Source organism: Vibrio sp. THAF64 (assembly GCF_009363455.1).
GTDB classification, from domain to species: Bacteria; Pseudomonadota; Gammaproteobacteria; order Enterobacterales; family Vibrionaceae; genus Vibrio; species Vibrio coralliilyticus.
The window spans coordinates 2,510,666-2,534,879 of record NZ_CP045355.1; the positions used below are offsets into that span (position 1 = coordinate 2,510,666).

Below are 24,214 nucleotides of genomic sequence, written 5' to 3' on the forward strand. Positions count from 1 at the left end.
CACTATATTCGCCCATTAATAGTGTACAAAGGCTCTAAAAGCCACTCGTAGACCTTACGTGTATCCAATTCAATGTCTGCAGTTAACGTCATTCCTGGCACAAATACTTGCTCCTCCCCATATACGGTGATGGTTGGCTTATCTAATTTAACTCTCACTTGGTACAAACCAACACCACCAAGAGTACGAGAAAGCTGACTTTGTATTAGTGGACTATTTGGTAACATCTCCGCGGAGACTGCAGATTTTGATATAGATGCGATAACGCCTTGCTGAACACCAAATTTTTCATAAGGGAACGCGTCAAACCGTAAGCGAACATCCTGACCTTCTTGAATAAAGCCAATGCTACGACTGGGGGCATAAAGCTCAACAACGACTGGGTCTTCACCCTCTGGAATAACAACAAGTAAAGGCTGACCTTTATTAACTGAATGGCCTTCCTTGACGAAGATTGACGCAACGACGCCGTCTATCGGTGACACAACCTGAGTATCTGTCTGATAAAAGTATTCTATTTTGTTTTGAGTAACTTTCTGAAGCTGGCGGTCTATTTCCTGTAGGGCAATATCAAGTTCCAACTGGAGGGTATCTTTCGATTCTTCCAGCTTAGCTTTTTCTCTGACCAAGCGTTGTAAACTAAGACGTTGAGTTTGTACCTTAGCCTCTAGTGTTATTAGCTCAAGCCTTTGTTTTTGAAGCTCAATAGAAGAGATGAATTGTTTGTTGGCTAACACTTGTTGCTTATCGACTAGGCTTTGTGCAAGGCTTAGTTCTTGTTCAGATAAATCAACGACAACTTTCAGTATACTTGCTTCTTCTGACAGGCGCGCTAGGTCATCCTCAATGACTTCTCGTTGATGTTGGGATTTTTCTACTTCTTTATTTCGACGTTCATTTAGCAAGGTGATTTGATTTTCAATGGTAGTAACAATGCGCTTTTTTACACCTTGGCCAAACTCATCATATCGCTCTGTTTTTATCTCGTACAACGCTTCTCCAGCGAGAACTTTCTGACCTTCAGTAACAAATACATTTTCGGCATACCCTTCATCGTTAGACTGTATCTTAACAATACCGCCTGTAGGGCTTACCACTCCATTCAGTGTATCTCTCCGAGTATATTCAGCAAAAACAACGAAAAAAATGATCGTCAATAAAACGAATACAGATGCGCCAACGAACAAGTTCTGACTAACTGAAGCATCAATTAAAATTGAACCTTGATTGTCTGATCTTTGCGCCTCAAAATACTCTGGCCGGTATAAATGCTTGGCTCTTGCTACCACTGGTTATCCTTTCCCGAAACAAATGAGGCTAAACCTGCGTTACTGCAATTTCTTGTTGCTTATGTGAAATTAACTTTGTATTCACCTTTGTAGCCGACAGGTCTACACCACATTGGCAAATCTTAGTTCTACACTTGGTTGGAATATCGGGAAGTTCAAAATTTTCGTCATAAATAGAACCAATAGGTCCATCTTGCATACACCAAGAGCGATAAATATCTCCGCTAAACGTCACGACTAAACTATCAATACCAGCATAGCAATCCCACCCAACAAAGTTGGTTTGATTATTAGCAATTAGGTCAAAGGTAGACAAATTCCTAGCTGTACCATCAATATATTTAACTTCTAGTTCAGCTATTGACGGGGGTAGTGTTTTAAGTTCCGGCCTACCACGAAAGTCTTTCATTATCTGTTCTTGTTCAGGGGTATACGAATACTTCTTAGTAATTCCACCATGGCCGAAGCCTTCAAAAAGTGGCTGGAGAGCAATAGAGCAACGAACTTCTTGTTTTAGCCTGTTTGCAAACTCTAAGCAGTCATCAAAACGCTCTGGAACCATCATGATATTGACATGGAAACGTGTACTTTGAGATACCTCGAGAACTTTGGAAACCGCAACAAAATGAGATTCACTTTTGATATCGTTAATATGATAGCTAAGGCTCACGCCCGATAAGTACTCAGCATTGTCTCGCCACCAAGACAATTTCTTGGAACCATTTGAAACAATACAAACATGCCCATCATTTTTACGGATATATTTTATAAGGTCACAAAAATATCTGAGTAGAGTAACTTCACCACCACCAAACTCAAAGTAAGGTTTCAAGTTTAAACTGTTTGAGTGCTTAAATATTTTTTTCACAAAGTCAATTATGACCTCATTCGATGGAGACTTAACTGAACCACTATTTAGACCAGAATGGCAATAATTGCATTTGTAGTTACAATTATTCATTAACGCCCAGTTCACAGAAAAACAACCATCATTGGATTTAATTTCACACATCATATCTAACAACTCTTAAAATAATAAAAATTCATATAAAAAGACACTTCATTAATAATCCTAATCAACAAAAATAATAACACACAAAAATTAAACAAAAACCACCGACAAATAATAAATTCAGTGTTCAACTTAATAAAATATAGACATAAAGATTGTGTAGAGAATGAGGAAATGTAATTACAATCATGTTAGTTGAAAATTTGGGATATTTATACTTAAAATATAACCATCCATACAGAGAAAATGAGATAAAAGATATTAACCAAAAACCAATGCTATTCGACATGTCAGATCCCATTGTAGAATGCAATCCAGCCCAAACAACACCTAACGCTATACACGATGAAATTTTACTAATAAAAGTAGAACACAAAGTCAAAACAATTATAGAAATAATACTTTCTATAACTGGAGATAAAAGTACGAATAGAAAAAAATTATAGTTGAAATATTTATTACCTTCTTGTTCTTCACCAAAATAATAATTTAAAGATATCTGTATAAAAATTGAAAAAACAAAAGTAAAAACAGAAATATAAAACCCAACTTTAAATACATCACTTACTCTTCTATTCAAAATTGAACCTCTAATAAATAGGGCAAGTACAGCCAACCCGCCCTGAATGTGATTAATTAATGTTAGTATCCGTAGCCACCTCTAGAACCGCCTGCTTGCATCATTCCACCGCCCGAATCTAGACCGTAACCTCCGTAATTTTGATTAGTGCCTGTACCAACTCCGGAGTTATTGCTATAGTTATTATTACCACCCAATGCATTATTAACATATCCAAGACCCGCACCAATAATTTCACCAGCTATATACCCCTGAATACTAGTCTTGATGAAATTTCCATCACCACCACCATCAACCATTGAAATCTCATCAACACTTAAATTATACATAAGTTATTTCCTTATATTTATTACAGTAAAAGAGTACTGTGCTCATAGAATCTATCTTGTTAGCCATCCCTTCTTCTTGCCCAGGATTTCATCTGAATATCCGAGTAAATTAGGTATCCACGTAATTGACTCTAATAAGGCTGAATATATTGGCGCTTTAATAATTTTCTGGTTTGATAAATCACCCGAAAGATCAAAGTCTCTTATATATGAATTGACAAGTAAAAAATAAAAAATAATATTTAAAGCACCTATAGCAATCGGAACCCAAATACCTGTTGCAACCATAAATACAAATAAAATAATGCTAGATGGGAATATATACTGTGCCGCCGTAAGCAAAAACCAAGGAGATGCACACAAACCCGCGCTCCAATGAGTTTTCCATGCTTCCGTATAGGCTTCCACCCGACCTCGCGCCCATCTCCTGCGTTGATTAAACAACCCTTTAGCATCGGTAGGGCATTGTGTTGTTGCCTTTGCCTTAGGTGCATATCCTGTTCGATAGCCGTTAGAAATGGCCTTCCAGCACCAAGCGATATCTTCGACTAACCACTCGCTCCATCCCCCTAGCTTTTTCACAACTGAAGCTCGGTGGGCTACAAACGCGCCAGCTAATACTGGAACACAACCAAGTTTGTCTTGCGCGGCTCTTATCGCACCATAAAAGCTAACATGTTCATAGTGTTGCAATTTACCTATAAAACTGACTTCATGGTTCTCTGGTGTGATATACCCACAAACTGCAGCGTATTTTTCATCAGACCAAAGCTTCGTGACCAGCTCATAGATGCCATTGGGTTCGATATAAGTATCGCTATCTACCACAACGTAAACATCCCCAGTTGCAACGCCAAGATGAAGGACATGATCTAAGGCGAAACCTTTTCTACCACCATTTACTGCCCTTTCTACAATTTGGAAGTCGTGGTTGATCTCGGTGCTAGTAATCCACGCTTTAACCCTACTGATTGCATCGTTTGTAGAACCATCATCAATAACAATAACCTGAATTCGACTTGAATAGTTTTGCTCATTTAACTTGTTCAGTGCACATATTAAGTACTCTTCATTTTCGTTGTAAAAAGGCAGAAATACGGAAACTTCTGGGTCGTTATCATTTTTACACTTAGACTTTCTCAGTTTATAACAACCAAATAAAACAAGAGTTGAAATGAATGACAATAGGGACGTAGAAATTAATATCACTTCGATCACATCAATCATAATTATTCCACTTATGATAAATAACTATTAATAAGACAACTAATAGATTGACAATCATATTTTGTATGTAGGTGATTTTGATGCATATTAAATGCTGAATACTTTCCTTCTCTTAAAGTAAATTTTGTATGGCTAATATTGAAACCTAATTTTTTTGACTCAACTAAAACTTTCTGTCGAAACTCATTATCATTGAATCGAGTAATAATTTTCCTTTCATCACCCTTTAGTCGCTCCTTTAAAGTATTTGCACTTTGCAAATTCCTCTCGGAGTGATCCTCGATTCCTAATTCATCTAATAAATACCGATTTTCATAGTCACAAAGTGCTTTTGAGAAACCATACGATAAATCTTTAATTTGATTTGAAGTAAGTTCACCTTTTGAATAGTGATTAACTGTATCAAACAGATTTTCTAGCCAAGATTCAATTAGTTCGTGGTCATCCCATACGGCACCCACTCCATTAGCCAGTACGTAGTTTCCAAAGTCTGGAACTGCTGTTATCGTTCCAAAGTCCAAAAACCTACCATCTATCGATATATTTGAACTCGTTAGTGAGCCATGTGGAATTCCTTTTACTCGAGACGCAGCGATCTGAGAAGCAAGGCGGTTTATCAATTCGTTTAGAACTTCACCTAGAGGGATATCCTCCATCCCACCTAACAATTTAGAGAGATACGGTACTGCTTTCCTTACACGGTTAGCATCATTGTCACGCAGGAAGCTGTAACTCTTCTCTGGCCAAAAAAATGTGCATCGTTCAAAATGTGCCGGACGAACTGACATTTCTCTGACTGCTAGTGCACAGTGCTTATTTGGAGTATCATCTTGATACGTGAAAGCATGTTTGGTATTGGTTTTAATAATGGCTAATGTACGTATTGCTCCATATGGTAAATGTTTGTGACAGATCTCACCCCATATAGCTTCGCTAATGGCTTCGTCGATAAATAACTTTCCATGAGAGTGGCTTTCAGAAATATTTTGAGAGATTAGTGGATTTCGTCCAATACCTTTAATCTGAAAATTACCATTTATTCCACATCTTGCACTGCCTCCATTACAAACTTCATGTCGAGAACCGTATTGATCAGCCATGAATTGTTTCTGATCATTGATATTAATCCGATCCTTCTTAGCATAATCTTCGGAAACATAGCTAAAATTTTTAACTAACTCATTTTTAATTAAATTCTCGTCGCAGTTAATTCCATAATCTTGAAGAAGTTTTTTATTAGTCCAGACAACCTCTGTTCCTGACAATTTATAAGCATCAAAAGATACAAAAGATTCCTCTGGTAATAAATTTCCTATACACGGGGTGTTATCTACTCCAACTAACTTGTGCGTTTTTAGTAGTTCAGTACCCATAAATGCTCCGCTTATTTGTTCTGACAATTAAACCTTGATCGTCTCGAATACAAATATTGATCGCACTTCTATTAATATCTGTAGATGAAGTAATGTGTCTATATAATTCTCTCAGTTGACTCTTCTTGTTTTTTTCAACAAACCAATCGACAATTATTAAGTTATTACCTTCATTCCAGTGCATTGGTTTTAAAAAAAATCGAGGCTGAGTCATGTACTTTGTCAAAGTCGAGTCATCCACCCATGCCCATAATACATATCCGGTATATTCAACATCACTAGTTAGCTTAAGGAACTTATATTGCCGATGGAGAACGGCTGGTTTGATCCAATGCATGAAGGACGATAAATTTAAGTTTTGTCGCAACTTACTCTTAGACATGGTTTCAACAAATCGGCCTAGCTCATGCATTGCTTCTGCTTTCGATAGGGCTCCATAAGGCATACCTGTTATCTGGTTGTTGTAATACGAAACTGTCTTTTCTTCCATAGCAACGCTTGATCTATAATGACTTTCTGTTGGTGGCTAAATTACAGGTAGTTATGACGAAAGAGAATAATGGTAAGAAACGCATTCGAACGACCTCTTTAAAGTATGCCTATGACAAATATGTCAGTTGCAAGATACTTCATATTTGATCGCAAACTGCTTGTCATTTTTATGCCACATGTAAAATATGTGGCATAAAAAACAATAAACTCTATCGATGTGATCTTGATGAAGTCGTCGAAGCATTGAACAACCGACCAAAGATGCAATCTGTCGTCATCACAGGTCGCGGCGCGCATCGTACGTTGATCGAGATGGCCGATACTGTTTCAGAAGTGAAAAACGTTAAGCATGCTTTTGAATCTGGGGTGAAAGCGCTCAAGGGTGTTGATTGGTAAAGATTTGCTGGTCAGTGGCGTAGTCAGTCTACGCCACTCTTTCGTGCCGTTGGCACTGTATCTCTATTCAATATGGATGTTGTTTTGATGCTTATAATGTCCGTCAGGCCATATGTGATTGGGGTAGTGATAGCGTTCTGATTCCATGATAGCAACTGTACCTGGCAATTTATCGCTCAGTGCTTTTCTCGTCTTAAGCCTCATCTCATCAGAAAACAAATCCGCCTGAGATCCTGAATACGCAGCGGTTGCCAGATAGAAGAACTCAGTAACTTTACACTCGTCATCGCATGTCGGGTCATCATAAAAGTAGTAACCTTTCTGCTCTGCAGTTTGCCATTGGCGATACAGCTCACTCTGCTGAGAACTTTGATCACTGAATACATTCGGAAACAGTCCCTGCCACCCTGCATTAAGAATCAAATGATGAATCTCTTCCTGGGAGGCATCTCGGTCCGCATCTGGATTGGTTTCTTCCGCGGACAAGTCCTGCCCAACAATGCCATCGATGTCCATTTGTTCAAACGCTTGGTCACTAAATCCTCTGGCACTCATGACCAATGTTGCTCGATTACCCTGAAGCTCATTAACAATACCCGTTTGGTCAACCTGACCATCTTGATCGTTGTCTAGCCACTGCGCGGCAACATTCGCAGCGTGGCGCAGTTTATCAATCGGCACCTGGTTCGTTGCACAAATCGTAACGGCATTAAACACCGTTGCTTTTTGTGTAAAGAAATCAGCCGGACAGCCTTGTTTAGCGTAGGGGCTAGCATCGAATTCCCCAGCCTGCGCTGGCACAACCATAAATGGTAAAAGATAAATCAGTCGTTTCATGTTCCCTCCTTAGTCAGAACTCCACTCTACTCACATTCACAATATGAATCTGTAAGCACTTGTAATGACTTTGTAAGTGGACCAGAAACAAAAAAAGCGCACCCTGAGGTGCGCTTTCAATTGATATCCAAGTGGGTTAGTTGAATAGACCTTTCAGTAAGCTATTCACTGCTTCTTTAGTCTTTTCATCTTTGATCTTGTCACCCAGTTTCTCATCAAGCTTCTTCAGGCCGCGATCAATTTCTTTCTGCGCTTTTTGCTTCAGAACATCATCGAAAACAAGCTTGAATTTAGGCTGCTGCCAAGAGCCAGAGATGTTGATTGGAATCGTTACATCACGCAACTCATCAATGTCTTTACCACCCTGCCCTTCTAGCGAACCAACGATTGAAGTGCTAACCGTGAAGTCGACGGTTTGATTCAGGTAATTGGCGCTACCATTACCACGAATGCGTAGCAGTGGCGATTGCATCGTTAAATCGTTGGTCGACACATTGCCCTTGTTCAGTTTAAGTGTCGCCTTCATCGCACTAAAGTCAGTCTTTTGCGTCTCATTGCTAGACTCAACTTTCTGGCCTTTTATCTTGGCGTAGTTTTCACGAATCAACTGTGCAACGTTGATGCCGTTAACGGCACCATCGGTGAAGTTAATGCCAATAGTCCCGACCAAGTTTTTCTGAATACCCGTTGGGGTCAGACTGCTGCCTTTAACGTCAACATCGATATTACCCGTCCCTTCCAGCATGTCATTGTTTGCCACGTCTTTCAGTAACGGCTGAACTTTAACGCCTTTGATTTTCTTCTTCGCTGTGTAAGAAGCTGGGCTCTTACGTGCATCCAATTTAGCGGTTGCAGTAATTGAACCTTGGTACAAGTTTGACGAGAACGATGTCAGCTCTGCAATACCGCGATCGACATAAAAGCTCGCTTTGACGTTCTGCATTCTGGCGTTGCTGACTTTGAACTTATCAATAGTAATGTCACCTTTGACGTCCAACGTCTTCAACGCTGACAAATCAGGTTCTACTTCGGCCTGTGGCTTACTTGCTGATGCAGAAGCGCTACTAGAGCTTGTCGAGCCTGTATTTTGCGTACCTGCTGTACCTGATGCTGAAGTATTCTCTGCTGGCTTATTCAGACCAAGAAACTCATCTAAATCAATGTTTGGACTGTGCAGAGCAAAACGCACTTTTGGAATATCACCCAGCGTCACATCCGCCTTACCATCAAAAGCAAGTGCGTTGGCGGTTAATTTCTCTAACACAAAGCTCAAGTGGCTTTTTGTCAGATCAAACGTCAAATCAGACGCCATATCCACTTTCATTGGCGATTGAGGCAGTGAGTCACCTTTGAATGTTGCGTCCAAAGTCAGTTTGTTCATCACAACTTTGGAAATCGCTTTGTCGACCGTCAGTGCACCTGCGCCTTTCATATCAATGTCTAGGCCAGCAGCTTGACCTGCAACGCTGTAAGTCAAAGCGTTTGCCTTATCAAACTCAAACGTTTCCAATCCTAGCTTGATTGAATCCATCTCAGTTGCCGGGTCGCTAAAGCTCGCATTGAGATCAATATTACGCAGCGCATACTCAGCAAAACCTTTTGCTAGCTTAAATTCAGCACTGCCTTGCGCCGTGAAATTTTGCTGGTTGTTTTCGCCTTTGGCGGCAAAATCAGCCTTGGTCCAAGTATCTACTGCAAACTCAGACAAGTTGAGCGACACATCGTACAGCTTAGTGTAGGAACCAGCCTGCTTATCCTGAATTTCAACCGCAGCATTAGAGACTGTGACTCCAGCAAGATTGATCGTCCAAGCAGAAGCTGGGCTTGGGCTTGACTCTGTCGGAGCAGCATCCGCAGGCGCTTCTGTGTTTGGCGCATCCGTTGTCACGGCTTCCGTATGCGTATTTTGAGCCTGAGTCAAAGCATCAATGTTCTTACGGCCATCTTTGAGTGTTTCGAGGTAAAACTCTGCACCATCAAGAGTGATGTTGCCAATTTCAAGCTGCTGACTGAATAAAGGCATAACGGAGACATCAACGCCCACCGTTTCAACTTTAAACATGTTTGGCTGGCTAAAACCCTGCGGGTTACGCAGTTCCGTTTTGCCTAGCTCAAAGCCAATAGATGGGAAGAATTGCCAGCTGATATCGCCTTCAATCACTAGCTCAAGACCAGTTTGTTTCTGCGCTTGCTCAACAATAAGAGGTTTAAATTGGTTTGGGTTAACCAAAAGTACCAGTGCCAATAGAGCACCGATAATGATTACTAGAGGAATCGCTATAAATAGGAACAGTTTCTTCATCAGCATTATCCTTGCTATTCGGGTATTGCCAGACGTGAGTGGACAAATATCCCAAGTATAAGTCTTGTCGGAAAACTTTTATGAGACATAAAAAGAAAGTGGCACTTAAAGTGCCACTTCTTACATAAAAAATAAAGCGCCTGAATGAGATAAGGGCTTAAGCTTTCAAAAGTTTTGCAATGTGAGCTTTTAGTACATCGATAGCAATACGGTTTTTACCGCCACGAGGAACAATGATGTCCGCGTATTGCTTTGAAGGTTCGATAAATTGCATAAACATAGGACGCACTGTTTCTTGGTACTGCTTCAGTACTGATTCCATTGTACGACCACGCTCTTCCACATCGCGCTTCACGCGGCGTAGTAAACAAATGTCGAGAGGAGTGTCCATAAAGACGGTCGCGTGCATCAAATCACGCAAACGTGGATCAGTCAGAAGAAGAATACCTTCCAGAATGATCACCTTCTTTGGTGTCATAGATGAGGTATTTTCTGTACGCGTGTGGTCTGTATAGCTGTATTCTGGTACTTCGACTGCTTCGCCACGAGTCAGCATTTCAAGATGCTCACACAGAAGGTCATGATCCAGCGCGCTCGGGTGGTCGTAGTTGGTCTTAACACGCTCTTCCATGCTCAGGTGACCCTGATCGTTGTAGTAGCAATCTTCCGTAATCACACCAATTTGATGATCGCCCACTTTCTCACGAAGCTCGTTGTAGATAGTGCTGGCGATTAAACTTTTTCCAGAAGCAGACGCGCCAGCAATACCGACGATGACGCATTGATTATTATCAGACATTATTCTTGCACCCGATGAATTGAATTGGTGTCATGTTCTAATACTAGCATTGTGCATAAAAGCACACATTGTGTATTAGTGTGTAATAGATAAACCGCCTGATTATAGGGAGTTCGGCCTGCAGTTACTAGTGAGGATTTAGCCCAAACCTACAAATGGAATAAATAAGCTCAACGCAAACGATTACAAGCTATAAGATGAAGAAACGAGTGCTTAAAAAGCACTCATTTTATCGTTACTCGACCATTGTAAATTGGATGGATGCTGGCTTTTCTTTACCATGCCAGTACATTCGGGCACATACGGATTCAGCCAGTTGAATATACTGAGCTGCATGTTCTGAGTCTGGACGCGCTGCCACCGTCGGACAACCTTTATCAATGTCTTCACGCATAGAGATGTGCAGAGGAATTTGAGCCAATAAGTCGAGACCATACTCACTCGACATCTTTTCGGCGCCACCCGCTCCAAAGATGTGCTCTTTACCACCGCAATGGCTACAAATGTGGTAACTCATGTTCTCAACTAACCCCACAACTGGAACTTGCACCTTCTCAAACATTGCCGCACCTTTGCGCGCGTCTGCTAATGCGAGATCTTGTGGTGTGGTCACTATCACAGCTCCGGTCACCGGAATTTGCTGCGCCAGTGTCAACTGAATATCTCCCGTCCCCGGTGGCATATCGATCACCAGATAGTCCAGCTCTGGCCACTCTGTCTCATTTAGCAATTGAGCCAGCGCTTTAGATGCCATCGGCCCGCGCCAGATGGCTGCTTCATCCTTCGATACCAGATAACCAATCGAATGTGTGTAAATGCCATGCGCAGCAATAGGCTGCATCCACTTGTCATCGCGAACAACCGGTGTCGCGTTTTGCTGGCCAAGCATCATAGGTACGGACGGCCCATAAATATCCGCATCAAGTAACCCGACTTTTGCCCCAGATTGCGCCATCGCGAGCGCTAGGTTGACTGAAGTTGTGGATTTACCGACACCGCCTTTCGCAGACGTCACTGCGATGACATTTTTCACCCCTTTAACTTCATGGCCGACATGAGTTTCCAATGGTTTAGGTGCCACGGTAATCTCGCACTCAAAAGCAGCAACCTCACCACCTTGTTGCTGAGACTGAACCCATTCAGACAACTCGCTAACGAGCGCTTTAGCAGCAAATGGAATGACGATCTGAATAGCATTTGCTCCGACCGTGACAATATTGGCCACAGATGCCCATTGCGGAGCTAAGCTCGGGTGCTCAAATTGGTTTAACCAAGCACAAAAATCTTGCTTTGAAGTGAAATGACGCATAGGTCCTCCTTATGCATCTAATCGTAGCACTGAGCAGCGCAGGACTGAACCCCGAAAAAACTAAGGTAATCGCGCTGATGACTCCTTGGAGTCACTGGTGGGATAAGGTAGTATTACTCTCTATTTTTATACACCTTAAGAAGCGATTATTAAGTATGGCAAACGATCCAAGAAAACTACTGGTCACTTGTGCCCTCCCGTACGCTAACGGTTCGATTCACCTAGGTCACATGCTTGAGCACATTCAAGCTGACATCTGGGTTCGCTACCAACGCCTACGTGGCAACACTGTAAACTTCATCTGTGCTGACGATGCTCACGGCACGCCAATCATGCTAAAAGCACAACAGATGGGTATTACGCCAGAAGAGATGATCGCTGCAGTAAGTGAAGAGCACCAGAAAGACTTCGCTGGCTTCGATATTAGCTTTGATAACTACCACAGCACACACTCTGAAGAGAACCGTGAGCTGGCTTCACGCATCTACCTAGAGCTGAAAAAGAACGGCTTTATCTCTAGCCGCACTATCTCTCAGCTTTTCGATCCTGAAAAAGAGATGTTCCTACCGGACCGTTTCGTAAAAGGTACTTGTCCTAAGTGTAAGTCAGAAGACCAATACGGAGACAACTGTGATAACTGTGGTGAAACGTACAGCCCTACTGAACTGATTGATCCTAAATCAGCAGTATCTGGTGCAACTCCAGTAATGAAAGACTCTGAGCACTTCTTCTTCGATCTACCTCAGTTTGAAAGCATGCTGCAAGAGTGGACACGCTCTGGCTCACTTCAAGCTGAAACAGCGAACAAGATGCAAGAGTGGTTTGAGTCAGGCCTTCAACAGTGGGACATCTCTCGTGATGCGCCATATTTCGGCTTTGAAATCCCAGGTGAGAAAGACAAATTCTTCTACGTATGGCTGGATGCCCCCATCGGCTACATGGGTTCATTCAAAAACCTATGTGACAAGCGCGATGACCTAGATTTCGATGAGTACTGGAAGAAAGACAGCACAACTGAGCTTTACCACTTCATCGGTAAAGACATCGTTTACTTCCACTCTCTATTCTGGCCGGCAATGCTTGAAGGCTCTGGCTTCCGTAAGCCAAACAACGTATTCGTCCACGGCTACGTGACCGTAAACGGCGCTAAGATGTCTAAGTCGAAAGGCACATTCATCAAAGCAGCTACTTACTTGAATCACCTAGATCCAGAGTGCCTACGTTACTACTACGCAGCGAAGCTAAACAGCCGTATCGATGACCTAGACCTTAACCTTGAAGATTTCATTCAGCGTGTTAACGCAGACGTGGTCAACAAGATCGTTAACCTAGCTTCTCGCAACGCAGGCTTTATCACTAAGCGTTTTGAAGGCAAGCTATCTTCAGAGTTCGTAGAGCCTGAGCTATACAACGAATTCGTTGCAGCCGCTGATCGTATCGCAGAGCTTTTTGAAACTCGTGAATTTGGCCGTGCTATCCGTGAAATCACAGCACTAGCAGACAAAGCAAACCAATACGTTGATGAAAAAGCACCGTGGGTTGTAGCGAAAGAAGAAGGTAAAGACCAAGAGCTACAAGACATCTGTTCTGTTGGTATCAACCTATTCCGCGTTCTAATGACTTACCTTAAACCGGTAATGCCAGAGCTTGCTGCGCGAACTGAAGGCTTCCTAAACGAAGAACTGACTTGGGAAGGCATCGCTGCACCGCTAACTGGTCACGAAATCACTAAGTTTAAAGCGCTATTCAACCGTATCGATCCGAAGAAGGTTGAAGCTATGGTTGAAGCATCTAAAGAAGATGCAGCGGCAGAAGTTGCAGCGAAAGAAAAAGCGGAAGCTGAAAAGAACAAAGCGAGCCAGACTGAGCTTGATAAAGAGCCAATTGCGGACGAAATCGAATTCGATGACTTTGCGAAAGTTGATCTTCGTATTGCTAAAATCGTTGAGTGTGAAGAAGTACCAAAAGCAAACAAGCTTCTCAAATTGAAGCTGGATATCGGTGGTGAAGTACGTCAGGTATTTGCAGGTATTAAGTCCGCTTACAAACCTGAAGATCTGATCGGTAAGCACACAGTTATGGTGGCAAACCTTAAACCACGTAAGATGAAGTTTGGCATGTCTGAAGGTATGGTACTGGCAGCAGGCCCAGGTGGCAGTGATCTTTGGATCCTAGAGCCGCACGAAGGTGCCCAGCCAGGCATGCGTGTCATGTAAGTCAACTGACTTTTAGTTACACAAGCCCCGCTTTATAGCGGGGCTTTTTTGTGCCCTATTTCACACTTTTGGTGAGTTCATGCACCTTCTAAGAGCACAGCAGAACACCTAATAAAATTAAGTCATTGAAATATAATAGATAAAATTCTGGCACCAAAGCTGCTCTACCCATTAAGAGGTATCAAGCAACAAGGAGTCAGTCATGTTTGTACTCATTTCTATCATTATATCCGTAGGCATTTTGCTGACGCTGTTTCACTTTTCAAAACATCGTCAAACGACACTACAGAGAAAATTCGACATTCTCGTATTACTTAGGCAAGTTTTGCTGCTTGGTCGACAGCACAGATCGCTCACTCATCAAGCGCTATCCAACCAAAATCAATCTCAGAGCTTTCCTGAGTTAGAACGAATTTATGGCCAAATGATGGAGAAATCGGGCGAGCTTATTGCAGTTGCACAGTTTGAAAACAAACCTATGTATCGAATTCTGCAATTGAAACTCAAGGGATTACATAAAGAGTGGTCTCATCGTTCCATCGCTCGCAATCAAGTCGTTCACGGACACGCCATTCGCCACTGTATGTTCTTAATGGATGAAGTCGCCATCGCTTGGTTGATCGAATCTGGGCGGGGAGAATTGAGTGATGAGTATCACCTTAACTGGCAGCAAGTCCTCGACAGCATGGAAGTGCTGACTCAATTACGTGTTTCCATTCAGGAAGCTCACTACCCTGAAGGAATGCTGCGTGTGAAATACTATTGTGATAAATCTAGGCGTAAGCTTAATCAGCTATCACTGATTTGCCCAATGTCGATCGCCTCACCGCTAAGCTCAAAGTCCATGCATACTTTGTCTGAAATCGGGGCTTCCGATGACATGGTGCTTTCCGTAGAAGAGCTATACCAACTGACGACAGACATCTCCCTGATCATTTCTCAGGTGTACGACCAGATGTTGTCAAACATCACTGAAAGTTTGTATTTACCCCTGCCTAAAGTTGCTTTTAACTAATGAGTAGTAGCGCCACATGATTTGTGGCGCTCCTATAATGTAAAAATTACATAAAATATCTTAATTCAAACTTTACAACTTAGTCTAAAATTATAGAATTGACTTAAAATCTTAATTCTATTTTTCTATGAGTAAAAACGATAGTATCGTTTATTATTGTGATGACTTAATCTTAGACAGAAATGAAATGTCTATAAAAATAGATAGTCATGAAAACAAACTAAACTATAATGAACTAATGATTATTATCCACTTTATGGAAAATAATAATCAGGTCATATCAAAGAATCACCTTATCTCAGTAGGCTGGCCAGACAGTATTGTTACTGACTCCTCGTTACACAAAGCTATTTTTAATCTTCGCTCAGCAACTCGACACTCCAAAACCATCGAAATAAAAACTATTCCTAATAAAGGCTATATGTGGGTTTGCAATTATTTTGAAGCAAAACGTGTTGAAAGAGAAAGCGAGAATATGGCCGTCTCTCGGGTTGAAAAAGTCCCCCAAAAGTTCATCAAAGCAAGTATTGTCTCTCTTTCAGCGATAATGCTTAGCACTGCGCTGTGGTCTGTCAGTAACAATTACTTTTTTAATACAACCTTTATTGATGAACAATACCACATTATGAAAATATCAACTAAGACGGTATTAAAACGCAAAGATCAGCCTTTACCTCAAGAGCTTATCGATAGAATAAAGGAAATGCCCTGCCAATGTTCTTATTTTTATTATAAGAATAAAGACACTTATGAATTATCAACATTTAGTTCAAAAAATAAGAGTAGTAACAATTACTTTATTGATAAAGGAGAGTGGGATGTATTTATAAAAGAATGGGGCAATGAATGATGAAGCGGTACTATATTTTACTTATTATTAGTTCTTTAGCGCTTTGGGGTTCTGTTTTTTTTGAAAGTGATATTAACTTCAGAGGTGGCGTATTCAACAGCAATATTATTACTCACCCATACAAAGCAGAAAAGTGGCAAGAGAATATCAATATTTTGATCAATGAAGATGGTAGCTTTCATGCAACACTCATCCTAGAAGGGAATGAGCTGCCACGAACTGAAGTCTTCTCTGTATTTGGCCAACTCAATAAAGATGCCGAATATGCCTATCAGATCGTTTCTAAAACTAAATCAATGCAAGAGACTTCACTACCGGAGCTGATTTCGGAACCCTACACACAACTGTACTTTTCTGAAGATTTGACCTTGGTCGATTCATTCAACGTTATCTATCGTGACAAAGATAAGCTGATAGTCGAAGCAAAAGAAGGTGAACTAAAAACGCTAATGATCACTAGAGAATAGAGGCTGCCTCTTACCGAAGAGGCAGCTAAATCTGTCTAGAAGGAGTACGTCGCCCCTATCTGAAAAATGTTGTCGTTCGCTTTTTTTTCCAAATCAAAATCTGCAAATTTTAGCTCTCGATAGACAAAATTGGTGTTGAGCGCCCAGTGATTCGAAAAGTAATAGTCATTGTTTAAGTGGATTTCGTGCTTATAGATGTCCATGCCGTCCTCTTCGAAATAACTGATGTTGTAAAAAATGTTCAGTCTATCGTTGTCACTTAAGCTAACGACGCTTCCTAACTCCAGCGACATTCCATCTTCAAACCGGTTCACCTCATCAGTAACAGCGACATAGTCTTGTGGGTTCAGAGGATCATGTTCTTCGGTCTTGAATGATCTTTGGCTCGTTTTAAAATCACTCCAACCAACAGCGGCATATGGCTTAAATCTTCCCAACGGCAGAAAGTAGCCCAGACCAATGTATTTATTCGCGCTCGCAAAATGTTCTTTACCGGAGTACTGCGAAGATGCGTTGCTGGTCTGACGCTCAGCTCCCTCTAAACTGGACTCATCGTAACGAGCCTGAATAAAAAGCTGATCATAGAAGTTCCAAGAAGCATCCAAATAGGCTCCTAAACCTTCTCTTGCATCCTCGTCTCCATACAATCCCTCACCCGCATTGCTAATGTGCAGGCCAGCTGAAACGTGATCGAATGGGTTTTCTAGGGCGTAACACTGACTGGTTAGAATAAGTGTGCTGATAGCGAAGAATATTTTTGACACGGATTTCCCTCATAAAACTTGTGTAATTCCTAACGACTGGCTGTCGTTCAAAGCTGGCACAAGGTAAAGAAGCTAGGCTGAGATAGGAACGGAAGGTTTCTTACTGGTTCTGAAAAAGCTAAAACCGTGTTTTTAGCTTTTTTGAGAGCATATGTGTATAGAGTAAATAAAAAGCCCCGCTCAGTGAGCAGGGCTTTAGAAAGGGAAAAGTTTGCTATTAAAGCATCTTACGTGCAGCTTCAACCACAACTTTGATTGAACGCGCTTCAGTTTCTTTTAGCGTTGAATGATCCGGGATCTCTTTCTGAGTACGGTTGATGATAACACCCGCCACACAGCCAGCTTTCAAGCCTGAGCTCGCACACATGGTTAGCAGTGTTGCAGACTCCATTTCAAAGTTCAGCACACCCATATCTTGCCACTCTTTCATAGAGCCTTGGAAACGCTTCACTACACGACCTGAGAAAGTATCGTAACGTTCCTGACCAGGGTAGAACGTGTCACTAGATGCAGTTACACCCATGTGGACATCTGCACCAGACTCTTCAACAGCAGCTTTCATTGCTGTAGCTACTTCAAAATCAGCAACTGCTGGGAATTCCATTGGAGCAAAGTGAAGACTTGCACCATCTAGACGAACAGAACCTGTTGAAACGATCATGTCACCAACATTAACGTGTGGCTGAATTGCGCCCGTTGTACCCACGCGTAGGAAAGTACGAACACCTAGCTGCGCTAACTCTTCAACAGCGATTGAAGTAGAAGGGCCGCCGATACCAGTAGAACAAACAACAACCGGCTTACCGTCTAGTTCAGCACGGTAAAGCGTGTATTCGCGGTGGCTTGCCAAAAATACCGGATTCTCCATTTCTTCTGCGATCTTTTGAACGCGCGCAGGGTCACCTGGAATAATCGCTAATGTTGCACCTGCAAGGTCAGCTTCAGTAACGCCTAAGTGAAATACGGCTTGAGACATAGGGGGCTCCTTAGTTTGACGAAACTTGATTCAACACACGAACCTGTTCGTTCTATAAATTTCATTGGGTACAGGAATACTTTATCTGACTCACGCCCACCAAAGAGTGATAAAACTCACATTGATGAGCGCAAACAGTATTAGCATTGCACATAAAATCGGTTGGCATCACATTTTTATACAAATCGGCTTCTTGTGTTGCATAAAAAACAGCCTCTGCACCATAGATACAGAGGCTGAGCGTTTAACCAGAAATGTTGTGAATGGGCTAATCCTGCTGAGACTTGAATTTCAATAGCCGAAGCGCATTCAACGTCACAATCGCTGTTGCCCCACTATCTGCTAATACTGCCACCCAGAGGCCAGTAATACCCAATAAACTGGTCACTAAGAACACTCCCTTCAGACCCAGAGCTAAGAAGATATTCTGACGAATATTGCTTAGTGTCGCACGCGACAGCTCAATCATACCTGCCAGCTCCACTAAACGGTTGTGAGTGATTGCAGCATCTGCGGTTTCAAGAGCAACGTCCGTACCGCCCCCCATAGCAATACCGATGCTTGATGCTTTCATCGCAGGAGCATCATTGATGCCGTCACCAACCATAGCGACATTAGTGTTGGAGGACAGCTCCTCAACATAGGTTACTTTATCCTGAGGCAGCAGGCTGGCTTTGAAATCAATATCGATCATTGAGCTGATCGCTTGCGCACTGCGCGGGTTATCCCCCGTTAACATAATCGAATTGATGCCTAAGCCTCTCAACGCTTTCACTGCTTGCGCGGAGTCTTCACGCAAGGTATCTTGCCAAGCAATCAGGCCCATTACTGTGTTTTCGTTCTGCACGGCTACTACTACAGTTTTGCCCTGCTCTTCCATCTGCTGGATACGAGATTCGATATCACCGCTCATCTCAAACCCAAGCTTACTTGGTGCAATTGCCTGATACACAACCCCATTCACCACACCGCGAACACCACTACCTATCAATGCCTGTTTGTCCAAAGCTTCTGGTAAGTGAATACCTGCTGATTTGGCTTTGTTCACCAGCGAGACGGCCAGCGGATGACTTGAGCCGACTTCGATAGCCGCAATGTTCTCAAGCAACTCCGACTCTTGCACATCACCAAGAGTAATGATGTCCGTTACTTCCGGTTTACCTTTGGTCAAAGTACCCGTCTTGTCGAAGGCGATTGTTTCAATCTTTCCAAGCTGCTCTAGCGCCGCTCCACCTTTGATTAGAGCCCCACGTTTTGCTGCTGCCGCCAACCCTGATGTAATCGCTGCTGGTGTGGAGATCACCAAAGCACAAGGACATGCAATCAACAGCAACGCTAGACCGCGGTATACCCAAGTTTCCCATGGCTGAGCAAAGAACATTGGCGGTACGATAATCACAAACAGTGACACCAGCATCATGAGTGGCGTGTACCAACGGCTAAATTTGTCTAAGAATCGTTCCAGAGGCGCTTTACGTGATTCTGCTTCTTCAATTAGATGAAGAATACGATCAATGGCATTCTCACCTTGTTTAGAGGTAATGGTGAAGCGCACCACTTTGTCCACCACAACGGCACCAGCCATGACAGATTCATTTTGGTAACGCTCGACAGGAATGGATTCACCGGTGAGTGCACTTTCATCGAAACTGGCTACTTCACCGACCAATTTGCCATCTGCAGGCAATCTTGCTCCGGGCGAGACCTCAATGATATCGCCAGGTTGCAACTCACTGGCTGAGACTTCAACGCGCTGGCCGTCAATAATTTTAGTCGCGGTTTCCGGCACCAATTCCATCAAGGCTTGAACGCCGCTTCGGGCACGAGAAGCTGCAAAGGCCTCTAACTGCTCACCAATCAAAAACAGCAGTAATACCATGGCCGCTTCGACGGTCTCCCCCAGATAAAGAGCACCAAGTGCTGCCACACTCATCAGAGTTTCAATAGCAAAGGGCGTACCTGACTTGGCTAATACAATGGCTTTCTTACCGATGGGATACAGGCCAGCCAAACACGTTAGGATAAACATCCATTCGCTGACTAGAGGAAGAGCCGGTTTGAGCACTGCCGCAACCGCCATCGCCGATGCAATGGCAATAATCTGGGCGTTTTGCTTGAAGATATGTTTCCAGCCAGAAGCCGTTTTTTGATTAGAAGAAGAATTGGGGCTGGCAAAGCTAAAGCCAGTATCAAGAATAGTTTGTTCAACCAGTTGCGCCACACCAGAGTGGTCTACTTTTACAACCAACTTTTCTGTCGCAAACAGAACTTTGGCTTCGACAACACCATCAACTTTGTTAACGGCCGTTTCAATTTTTCGCGCGCAGGATGGGCAGTCCATACCACCGATTTTCCAGCTTTGCGTCATTCGAGGGTCTTGTGACAGACCGGAGTCACTTTCCTCATCGGCTGGATCAGTGCCACTACCACAAATGTCTGAACTGCAGCAGCCAGAATCTGCCGTTTCTACGCCTGCCATCTTAATAGTTGAAATTTTTGGGCTGGCACAAGAGCCTGTATTTGAAGGATTAACCGCCACTTTGTCTGAACGACATGCTTGATGTTTGGTGCACATAAACTTATCTCCATTGAATGTACACCTTAATCATAAACCTTGGAGTCAACTCCAAGGTCAACTATTTTTTGCTTCCTGAGGCAAAATTTCTTTCTGACTGGCCACTTCATCAATCAAAACAGCATCATGAGTACAAAACGGCTGAGAGTTGATACTGGTAATCGAGGGATCTTCCTCCACCAGCTCAGTGGTTTCACCTTTCATTAAATCAGCCAAGTGCATGCGTAAAACAAAGGTCGCCAGGATGCCAAATACAATCGAGCCAAGCGCTTGACCATACAGCACGCCCAGTGCCCCAAACCAACTCGAACCTAAATAAACAAACGGCAACGTCCCTAACGTCGCTTTACCTAAGTTTAATGCTGTCGAATAAAGCGGTTTACCAAGATTATTGAAAGAGGTGTTGGCGACAAATTGCGCCCCATTAAAAATGAAGCTCACGGCCACATAGGTGCAAAAGGCGGAGACAATAACGGCGGCATCACCTTTCAAGCTGAACCCAGAAATCACCAACGATTGTGCGAAGTAGAGAATGAAGCAAACCAGAATCGTGTAGGTGGTGGTCACGATTAGTGAGTTGTTTAACGTGTCACGTACACGATCAAATCGCTCTGCTCCGAAGTTTTGGCCGATGATTGGCCCAACGGCCCCAGACAGAGCAAATATCACCGCAAAACATACAGGAATCAATCGTCCGATAACCGCATAACCTGCAACAAAATCTTCGCCATATTGCGCGATTGACGTTGTTACGATTGCATTGCCAATCGGGGTCGCGATATTAGTGATAATGGCTGGAATCGCAATAGTCAGAATGGCTTTGAGATTGTTACTCCATACTGGCAGCGACAAGCGAGCAACCAAGTTATGAACACGAATCAGAGGATAGATAGAGAAAAACAGCACGGTAAATCGGGCAAAAACGGTAGCAATCGCGGCACCTTCCACATTCCAGCCAAAACCGAAGATGAAAATCGGATCGAGGATAGCGTTAGCAATACCACCTGCCAGTGTAGCCCACATTGAGCGTTTCGCATCGCCTGCCGCTCTTAAGCCTGCGCCCGCGGACATGGCAATGGCAATCACAGGGCCACTCGGTATAAGGATTCTCAGATAAGCTTCGGCACGTTCAGCCACGTACCCTTTAGCACCTATCGCGTGCAGCAGTTCAGGAATATAGAAAAACATGACCGCACTGACCACGCTGCTGATGACAAAAGCGGTGGCAATAATACTGCTACTCAGTTGTCTGGCATGCTCGCGCTGCTTAGCCCCTATCGCCTTAGAGACTAATGCTCCCATTGCGATGGATGTACCAATAGAAATTGAAGTAGAGAAGAACACCAGTGTGCCAGCAAAGCCGACAGCAGCAGCCAGTTCAACTTGGCCCAACATACTGATAAACAGCATATCCAGTAAGTCGACAACAAACAGGGCCATTAAACCAACAGAACCTGCGCCGGACATCACCAAGATATGGCGCATGGTTGAACCTTCAACAAATTTAGCGCTCTGATTCTGCATGCTTCTCCCCGGACTTTGCTGGTATCAATAACAACAAGAGGCGCATATTTGCGCCTCTTTTACAGTTTGTAACACATCACTATACCGGATGCTTAAAGCAATCGTCCAGATTCTTCGCTACAGCTCTGAGCACATCTCGACGCGTAATAATGCCGACTAGTTTACCGTTATCAATCACCGGATACACTTTCGGTTTACCCACTTGCATCATATCTGCCAGCTCAATAATCGAGGTATCTGGACCAACCGAAATAACATCAGGATGCATGCAGTCCGACACAATGTGAGTATCCTGACAGTAGTAACTGACCTTAACCAGTTTATCTAGCAAGTCATGCCCTGAAAGAAAACCAATCACTTCTTCTTTTTCGTTAATAACCGGTCCACCGAGATAACTCGACTTCATCACTTTTTCCAGCGCAGCACTTAGTGACATTTCAGGTTTAAACGTCACGGCTTGCAATGTCATGTAATCTCTTACTTTCAATGATTCCATTTGTGTCTCCTTAACGAGCAAGTCACGCTTGCCATATTGTAATTGTTGTCTAATTTCTTGATTTTACTAAATTGAAAACAACAATTTTTCCAATAGGCGTTACCTATCACAAAACTACTCGCCAGGACAGTTAGCCTGAGCGTCACGTGCCGCCAACCAGCTACTAAACAGTGAGACGCAAAATGGCACACAGTAGGTCAAAGACGCTTTGGCCCAATTCACAGAACCTTCTCCCAGAATTGCATCATACTGATTAATCAGATTGAGTAAGGTGCCCACCACCGCTGCAATGATCAGCGCTCTTTTCGTCATTTGCACATTCATCTTATTGAGCCTTATATTTGTATAAGTACTGTGTTCTCTGAATAAACTATAGTTAGAAGATAGAAAGCAGTTAAGGATGAGGCTCGTGAATTCGACATTTTCAGCGGCAGTCGCTAGAAACCCAGACCTGATGCATGCTGTTTTTGAATCACTGCCTGAGCCTACCTTTCTGATCAATAAATCCGGTATCTATGTTGAGGCTTGGGGTGGCACAGACACCAAACGCCATCACAACCCAGCATCACTGATCGGTCTCAATCAATATCAGGTGCTACCTGCAGACAAAGCAGTGTGGTTCAGTCAAGTGATTGTCGATGTTATCGATAATCAAAAACCCGCTGAGCTCAGCTACTCACTTGATCCCAAAGACCTCACTTGCTTTGAAGGCATCCAGGGACCAGCAGAGATCCAATACTTTAGCGCTCTGGTAATCCCTTTACCCAATACGGAGTATGTGCTTTGGACCGTACGCAACATCTCTGAATATCAACGCGCTCTCAATAAACTGGCAGAGCAGCAAAATGAGCTCGAGCGGCTGACCTTAATTGAGCACTTGACCCAAGTTTATAACCGCTATGCCATGGATGCTTTATTACCGGATTCTATTGAGCTGGCAAGATTAAAGGGCATGGGAGCAGCCGTGTTTATGATCGATATCGATTGCTTTAAAGAGTTCAATGATCACTATGGGCACATCAAAGGAGATGAAGCATTAAAAGCGGTCGGTAGTGCAATCAAACAGTGGGCGCACAACAACGATCTATGCTTTCGTTATGGCGGCGATGAGTTTCTGGTGTTTGTTCCCGGCATATCGGAACATATGTGTATTCAGCACGCACAAGACCTACTTGATGCGATCGCGCAACTCGCGCTAGAGCATAGGACATCACACGTTTCGCAATACCTGACAATTACCGTTGGGATTCGTCATTGCGATCCAATCCCCGCAGATATGACCGCAGAAAAGTTTGTGGGAATTGCAGACAAAGCCTTGTTCTTTGCCAAAAAACACCAACGAGGCACCATCCACAAAATGTAAATCAAATACAAAACAGGCCCGTC

22 protein-coding genes and 1 pseudogene are annotated in these 24,214 nt (G+C 43.0%); 7 read left to right on the forward strand and 16 right to left on the reverse strand.

Annotated elements, in window-relative coordinates; translation table 11 throughout:
• Positions 1 to 2: 2 nt before the first annotated feature.
• Entirely contained in the window at positions 3 to 1,289 is a 1,287-nt protein-coding gene (locus tag FIU99_RS11510; RefSeq protein WP_006962990.1) for an HlyD family secretion protein, read from the reverse strand.
• A 28-nt stretch (positions 1,290 to 1,317) separates the two neighbouring features.
• Positions 1,318 to 2,304: a radical SAM protein gene (locus FIU99_RS11515; protein WP_006962991.1), complete on the reverse strand. Its 987-nt coding sequence runs from the start codon at positions 2,302 to 2,304 to the stop codon at positions 1,318 to 1,320.
• 185 nt (positions 2,305 to 2,489) lie between these two features.
• Between FIU99_RS11515 and FIU99_RS11520 the strand changes: the two genes are divergently transcribed.
• Positions 2,490 to 2,747, forward strand: a complete 258-nt coding sequence (locus FIU99_RS11520; protein WP_039952576.1) for a hypothetical protein — start codon at positions 2,490 to 2,492, stop codon at positions 2,745 to 2,747.
• Positions 2,748 to 2,943: 196 nt separating this feature from the next.
• Here FIU99_RS11520 and FIU99_RS11525 read toward each other — a convergent pair whose 3' ends face one another.
• Genes FIU99_RS11525 through FIU99_RS11540 form a run of 4 tightly spaced genes read right to left on the reverse strand, consistent with a single transcriptional unit; the run spans position 2,944 to position 6,300 of the window.
• Positions 2,944 to 3,210 (reverse strand): hypothetical protein, encoded by a 267-nt coding sequence (locus tag FIU99_RS11525; RefSeq protein WP_006962992.1) that lies wholly within the window; start codon positions 3,208 to 3,210, stop codon positions 2,944 to 2,946.
• 51 nt (positions 3,211 to 3,261) lie between these two features.
• Positions 3,262 to 4,437 carry a glycosyltransferase family 2 protein gene (locus FIU99_RS11530; protein WP_006962993.1) on the reverse strand — a complete coding sequence of 392 codons (1,176 nt, stop codon included), beginning with the start codon at positions 4,435 to 4,437 and terminating at the stop codon, positions 3,262 to 3,264.
• A gap of 11 nt (positions 4,438 to 4,448) precedes the next feature.
• Positions 4,449 to 5,810: a protein adenylyltransferase SelO family protein gene (locus FIU99_RS11535; RefSeq protein ID WP_006962994.1), complete on the reverse strand. Its 1,362-nt coding sequence runs from the start codon at positions 5,808 to 5,810 to the stop codon at positions 4,449 to 4,451.
• On the reverse strand, positions 5,800 to 6,300 hold the full coding sequence (locus tag FIU99_RS11540; RefSeq protein ID WP_039952578.1) for a toxin-activating lysine-acyltransferase: 501 nt from the start codon (positions 6,298 to 6,300) through the stop codon (positions 5,800 to 5,802). Before FIU99_RS11540 ends, FIU99_RS11535 begins: the two co-directional genes overlap by 11 nt.
• A 221-nt stretch (positions 6,301 to 6,521) precedes the next feature.
• On the opposite strand from FIU99_RS11540, the pseudogene FIU99_RS11545 reads away from it, so the two are divergent.
• Positions 6,522 to 6,698: pseudogene (locus FIU99_RS11545) on the forward strand (cob(I)yrinic acid a,c-diamide adenosyltransferase); the annotation flags it as partial.
• Positions 6,699 to 6,761: 63 nt separating this feature from the next.
• On the opposite strand, the gene FIU99_RS11550 reads toward FIU99_RS11545, so the two are convergent.
• The 4 genes from FIU99_RS11550 to apbC all read right to left on the reverse strand — a co-directional run bounded on the left by FIU99_RS11550 (position 6,762) and on the right by apbC (position 11,945).
• Positions 6,762 to 7,535, reverse strand: coding sequence for a hypothetical protein (locus tag FIU99_RS11550; protein WP_006962996.1), 774 nt, complete (start codon positions 7,533 to 7,535; stop codon positions 6,762 to 6,764).
• A gap of 136 nt (positions 7,536 to 7,671) precedes the next feature.
• The gene (locus tag FIU99_RS11555; RefSeq protein ID WP_006962997.1) at positions 7,672 to 9,837 is read right to left on the reverse strand and encodes an AsmA family protein; all 2,166 of its coding nucleotides are present in this window, start codon (positions 9,835 to 9,837) and stop codon (positions 7,672 to 7,674) included.
• Between the two features lie 157 nt (positions 9,838 to 9,994).
• Positions 9,995 to 10,636 (reverse strand): uridine kinase, encoded by a 642-nt coding sequence (gene udk / locus FIU99_RS11560; protein WP_006962998.1) that lies wholly within the window; start codon positions 10,634 to 10,636, stop codon positions 9,995 to 9,997.
• A 235-nt stretch (positions 10,637 to 10,871) separates the two neighbouring features.
• On the reverse strand, positions 10,872 to 11,945 hold the full coding sequence (apbC, locus tag FIU99_RS11565) for an iron-sulfur cluster carrier protein ApbC (protein WP_006962999.1): 1,074 nt from the start codon (positions 11,943 to 11,945) through the stop codon (positions 10,872 to 10,874).
• Between the two features lie 155 nt (positions 11,946 to 12,100).
• Here apbC and metG point away from each other — a divergent pair, with 155 nt between their 5' ends.
• From metG to FIU99_RS11585, 4 genes are all read left to right on the forward strand, one after another.
• Positions 12,101 to 14,161: a methionine--tRNA ligase gene (gene metG, locus FIU99_RS11570; RefSeq protein ID WP_039952579.1), complete on the forward strand. Its 2,061-nt coding sequence runs from the start codon at positions 12,101 to 12,103 to the stop codon at positions 14,159 to 14,161.
• A 202-nt stretch (positions 14,162 to 14,363) separates the two neighbouring features.
• On the forward strand, positions 14,364 to 15,176 hold the full coding sequence (locus FIU99_RS11575) for a hypothetical protein (RefSeq protein WP_039952580.1): 813 nt from the start codon (positions 14,364 to 14,366) through the stop codon (positions 15,174 to 15,176).
• Positions 15,177 to 15,363: 187 nt separating this feature from the next.
• The gene (locus FIU99_RS11580; protein WP_157622148.1) at positions 15,364 to 16,026 is read left to right on the forward strand and encodes a winged helix-turn-helix domain-containing protein; all 663 of its coding nucleotides are present in this window, start codon (positions 15,364 to 15,366) and stop codon (positions 16,024 to 16,026) included.
• Positions 16,023 to 16,493: a hypothetical protein gene (locus FIU99_RS11585; protein WP_006963003.1), complete on the forward strand. Its 471-nt coding sequence runs from the start codon at positions 16,023 to 16,025 to the stop codon at positions 16,491 to 16,493. The genes FIU99_RS11580 and FIU99_RS11585 overlap by 4 nt, the downstream gene beginning before the upstream one ends.
• Positions 16,494 to 16,528: 35 nt before the next feature.
• On the opposite strand, the gene FIU99_RS11590 is transcribed toward FIU99_RS11585, so the two are convergent.
• The 6 genes from FIU99_RS11590 to nrtS form a co-directional block, all read right to left on the reverse strand.
• A complete protein-coding gene (locus FIU99_RS11590; protein WP_006963004.1) occupies positions 16,529 to 17,257 on the reverse strand; it encodes an outer membrane beta-barrel protein in 729 nt (242 codons plus the stop codon).
• A gap of 217 nt (positions 17,258 to 17,474) precedes the next feature.
• Positions 17,475 to 18,233 (reverse strand): uridine phosphorylase, encoded by a 759-nt coding sequence (gene udp / locus FIU99_RS11595; protein ID WP_006963005.1) that lies wholly within the window; start codon positions 18,231 to 18,233, stop codon positions 17,475 to 17,477.
• A gap of 268 nt (positions 18,234 to 18,501) precedes the next feature.
• Complete coding sequence (locus FIU99_RS11600) at positions 18,502 to 20,808, reverse strand: zinc/cadmium/mercury/lead-transporting ATPase (RefSeq protein WP_006963006.1); 2,307 nt, start codon at positions 20,806 to 20,808, stop codon at positions 18,502 to 18,504.
• A 57-nt stretch (positions 20,809 to 20,865) separates the two neighbouring features.
• Entirely contained in the window at positions 20,866 to 22,332 is a 1,467-nt protein-coding gene (locus tag FIU99_RS11605; protein WP_006963007.1) for an MATE family efflux transporter, read from the reverse strand.
• Positions 22,333 to 22,411: 79 nt separating this feature from the next.
• Positions 22,412 to 22,828 carry a CBS domain-containing protein gene (locus tag FIU99_RS11610; protein ID WP_006963008.1) on the reverse strand — a complete coding sequence of 139 codons (417 nt, stop codon included), beginning with the start codon at positions 22,826 to 22,828 and terminating at the stop codon, positions 22,412 to 22,414.
• Between the two features lie 114 nt (positions 22,829 to 22,942).
• Positions 22,943 to 23,152: a nitrate/nitrite transporter NrtS gene (nrtS, locus tag FIU99_RS11615; RefSeq protein WP_006963009.1), complete on the reverse strand. Its 210-nt coding sequence runs from the start codon at positions 23,150 to 23,152 to the stop codon at positions 22,943 to 22,945.
• An 85-nt stretch (positions 23,153 to 23,237) separates the two neighbouring features.
• Between nrtS and FIU99_RS11620 the strand changes: the two genes are divergently transcribed.
• Positions 23,238 to 24,191: a GGDEF domain-containing protein gene (locus FIU99_RS11620; RefSeq protein ID WP_006963010.1), complete on the forward strand. Its 954-nt coding sequence runs from the start codon at positions 23,238 to 23,240 to the stop codon at positions 24,189 to 24,191.
• The last annotated feature ends 23 nt before the right edge of the window (positions 24,192 to 24,214 follow it).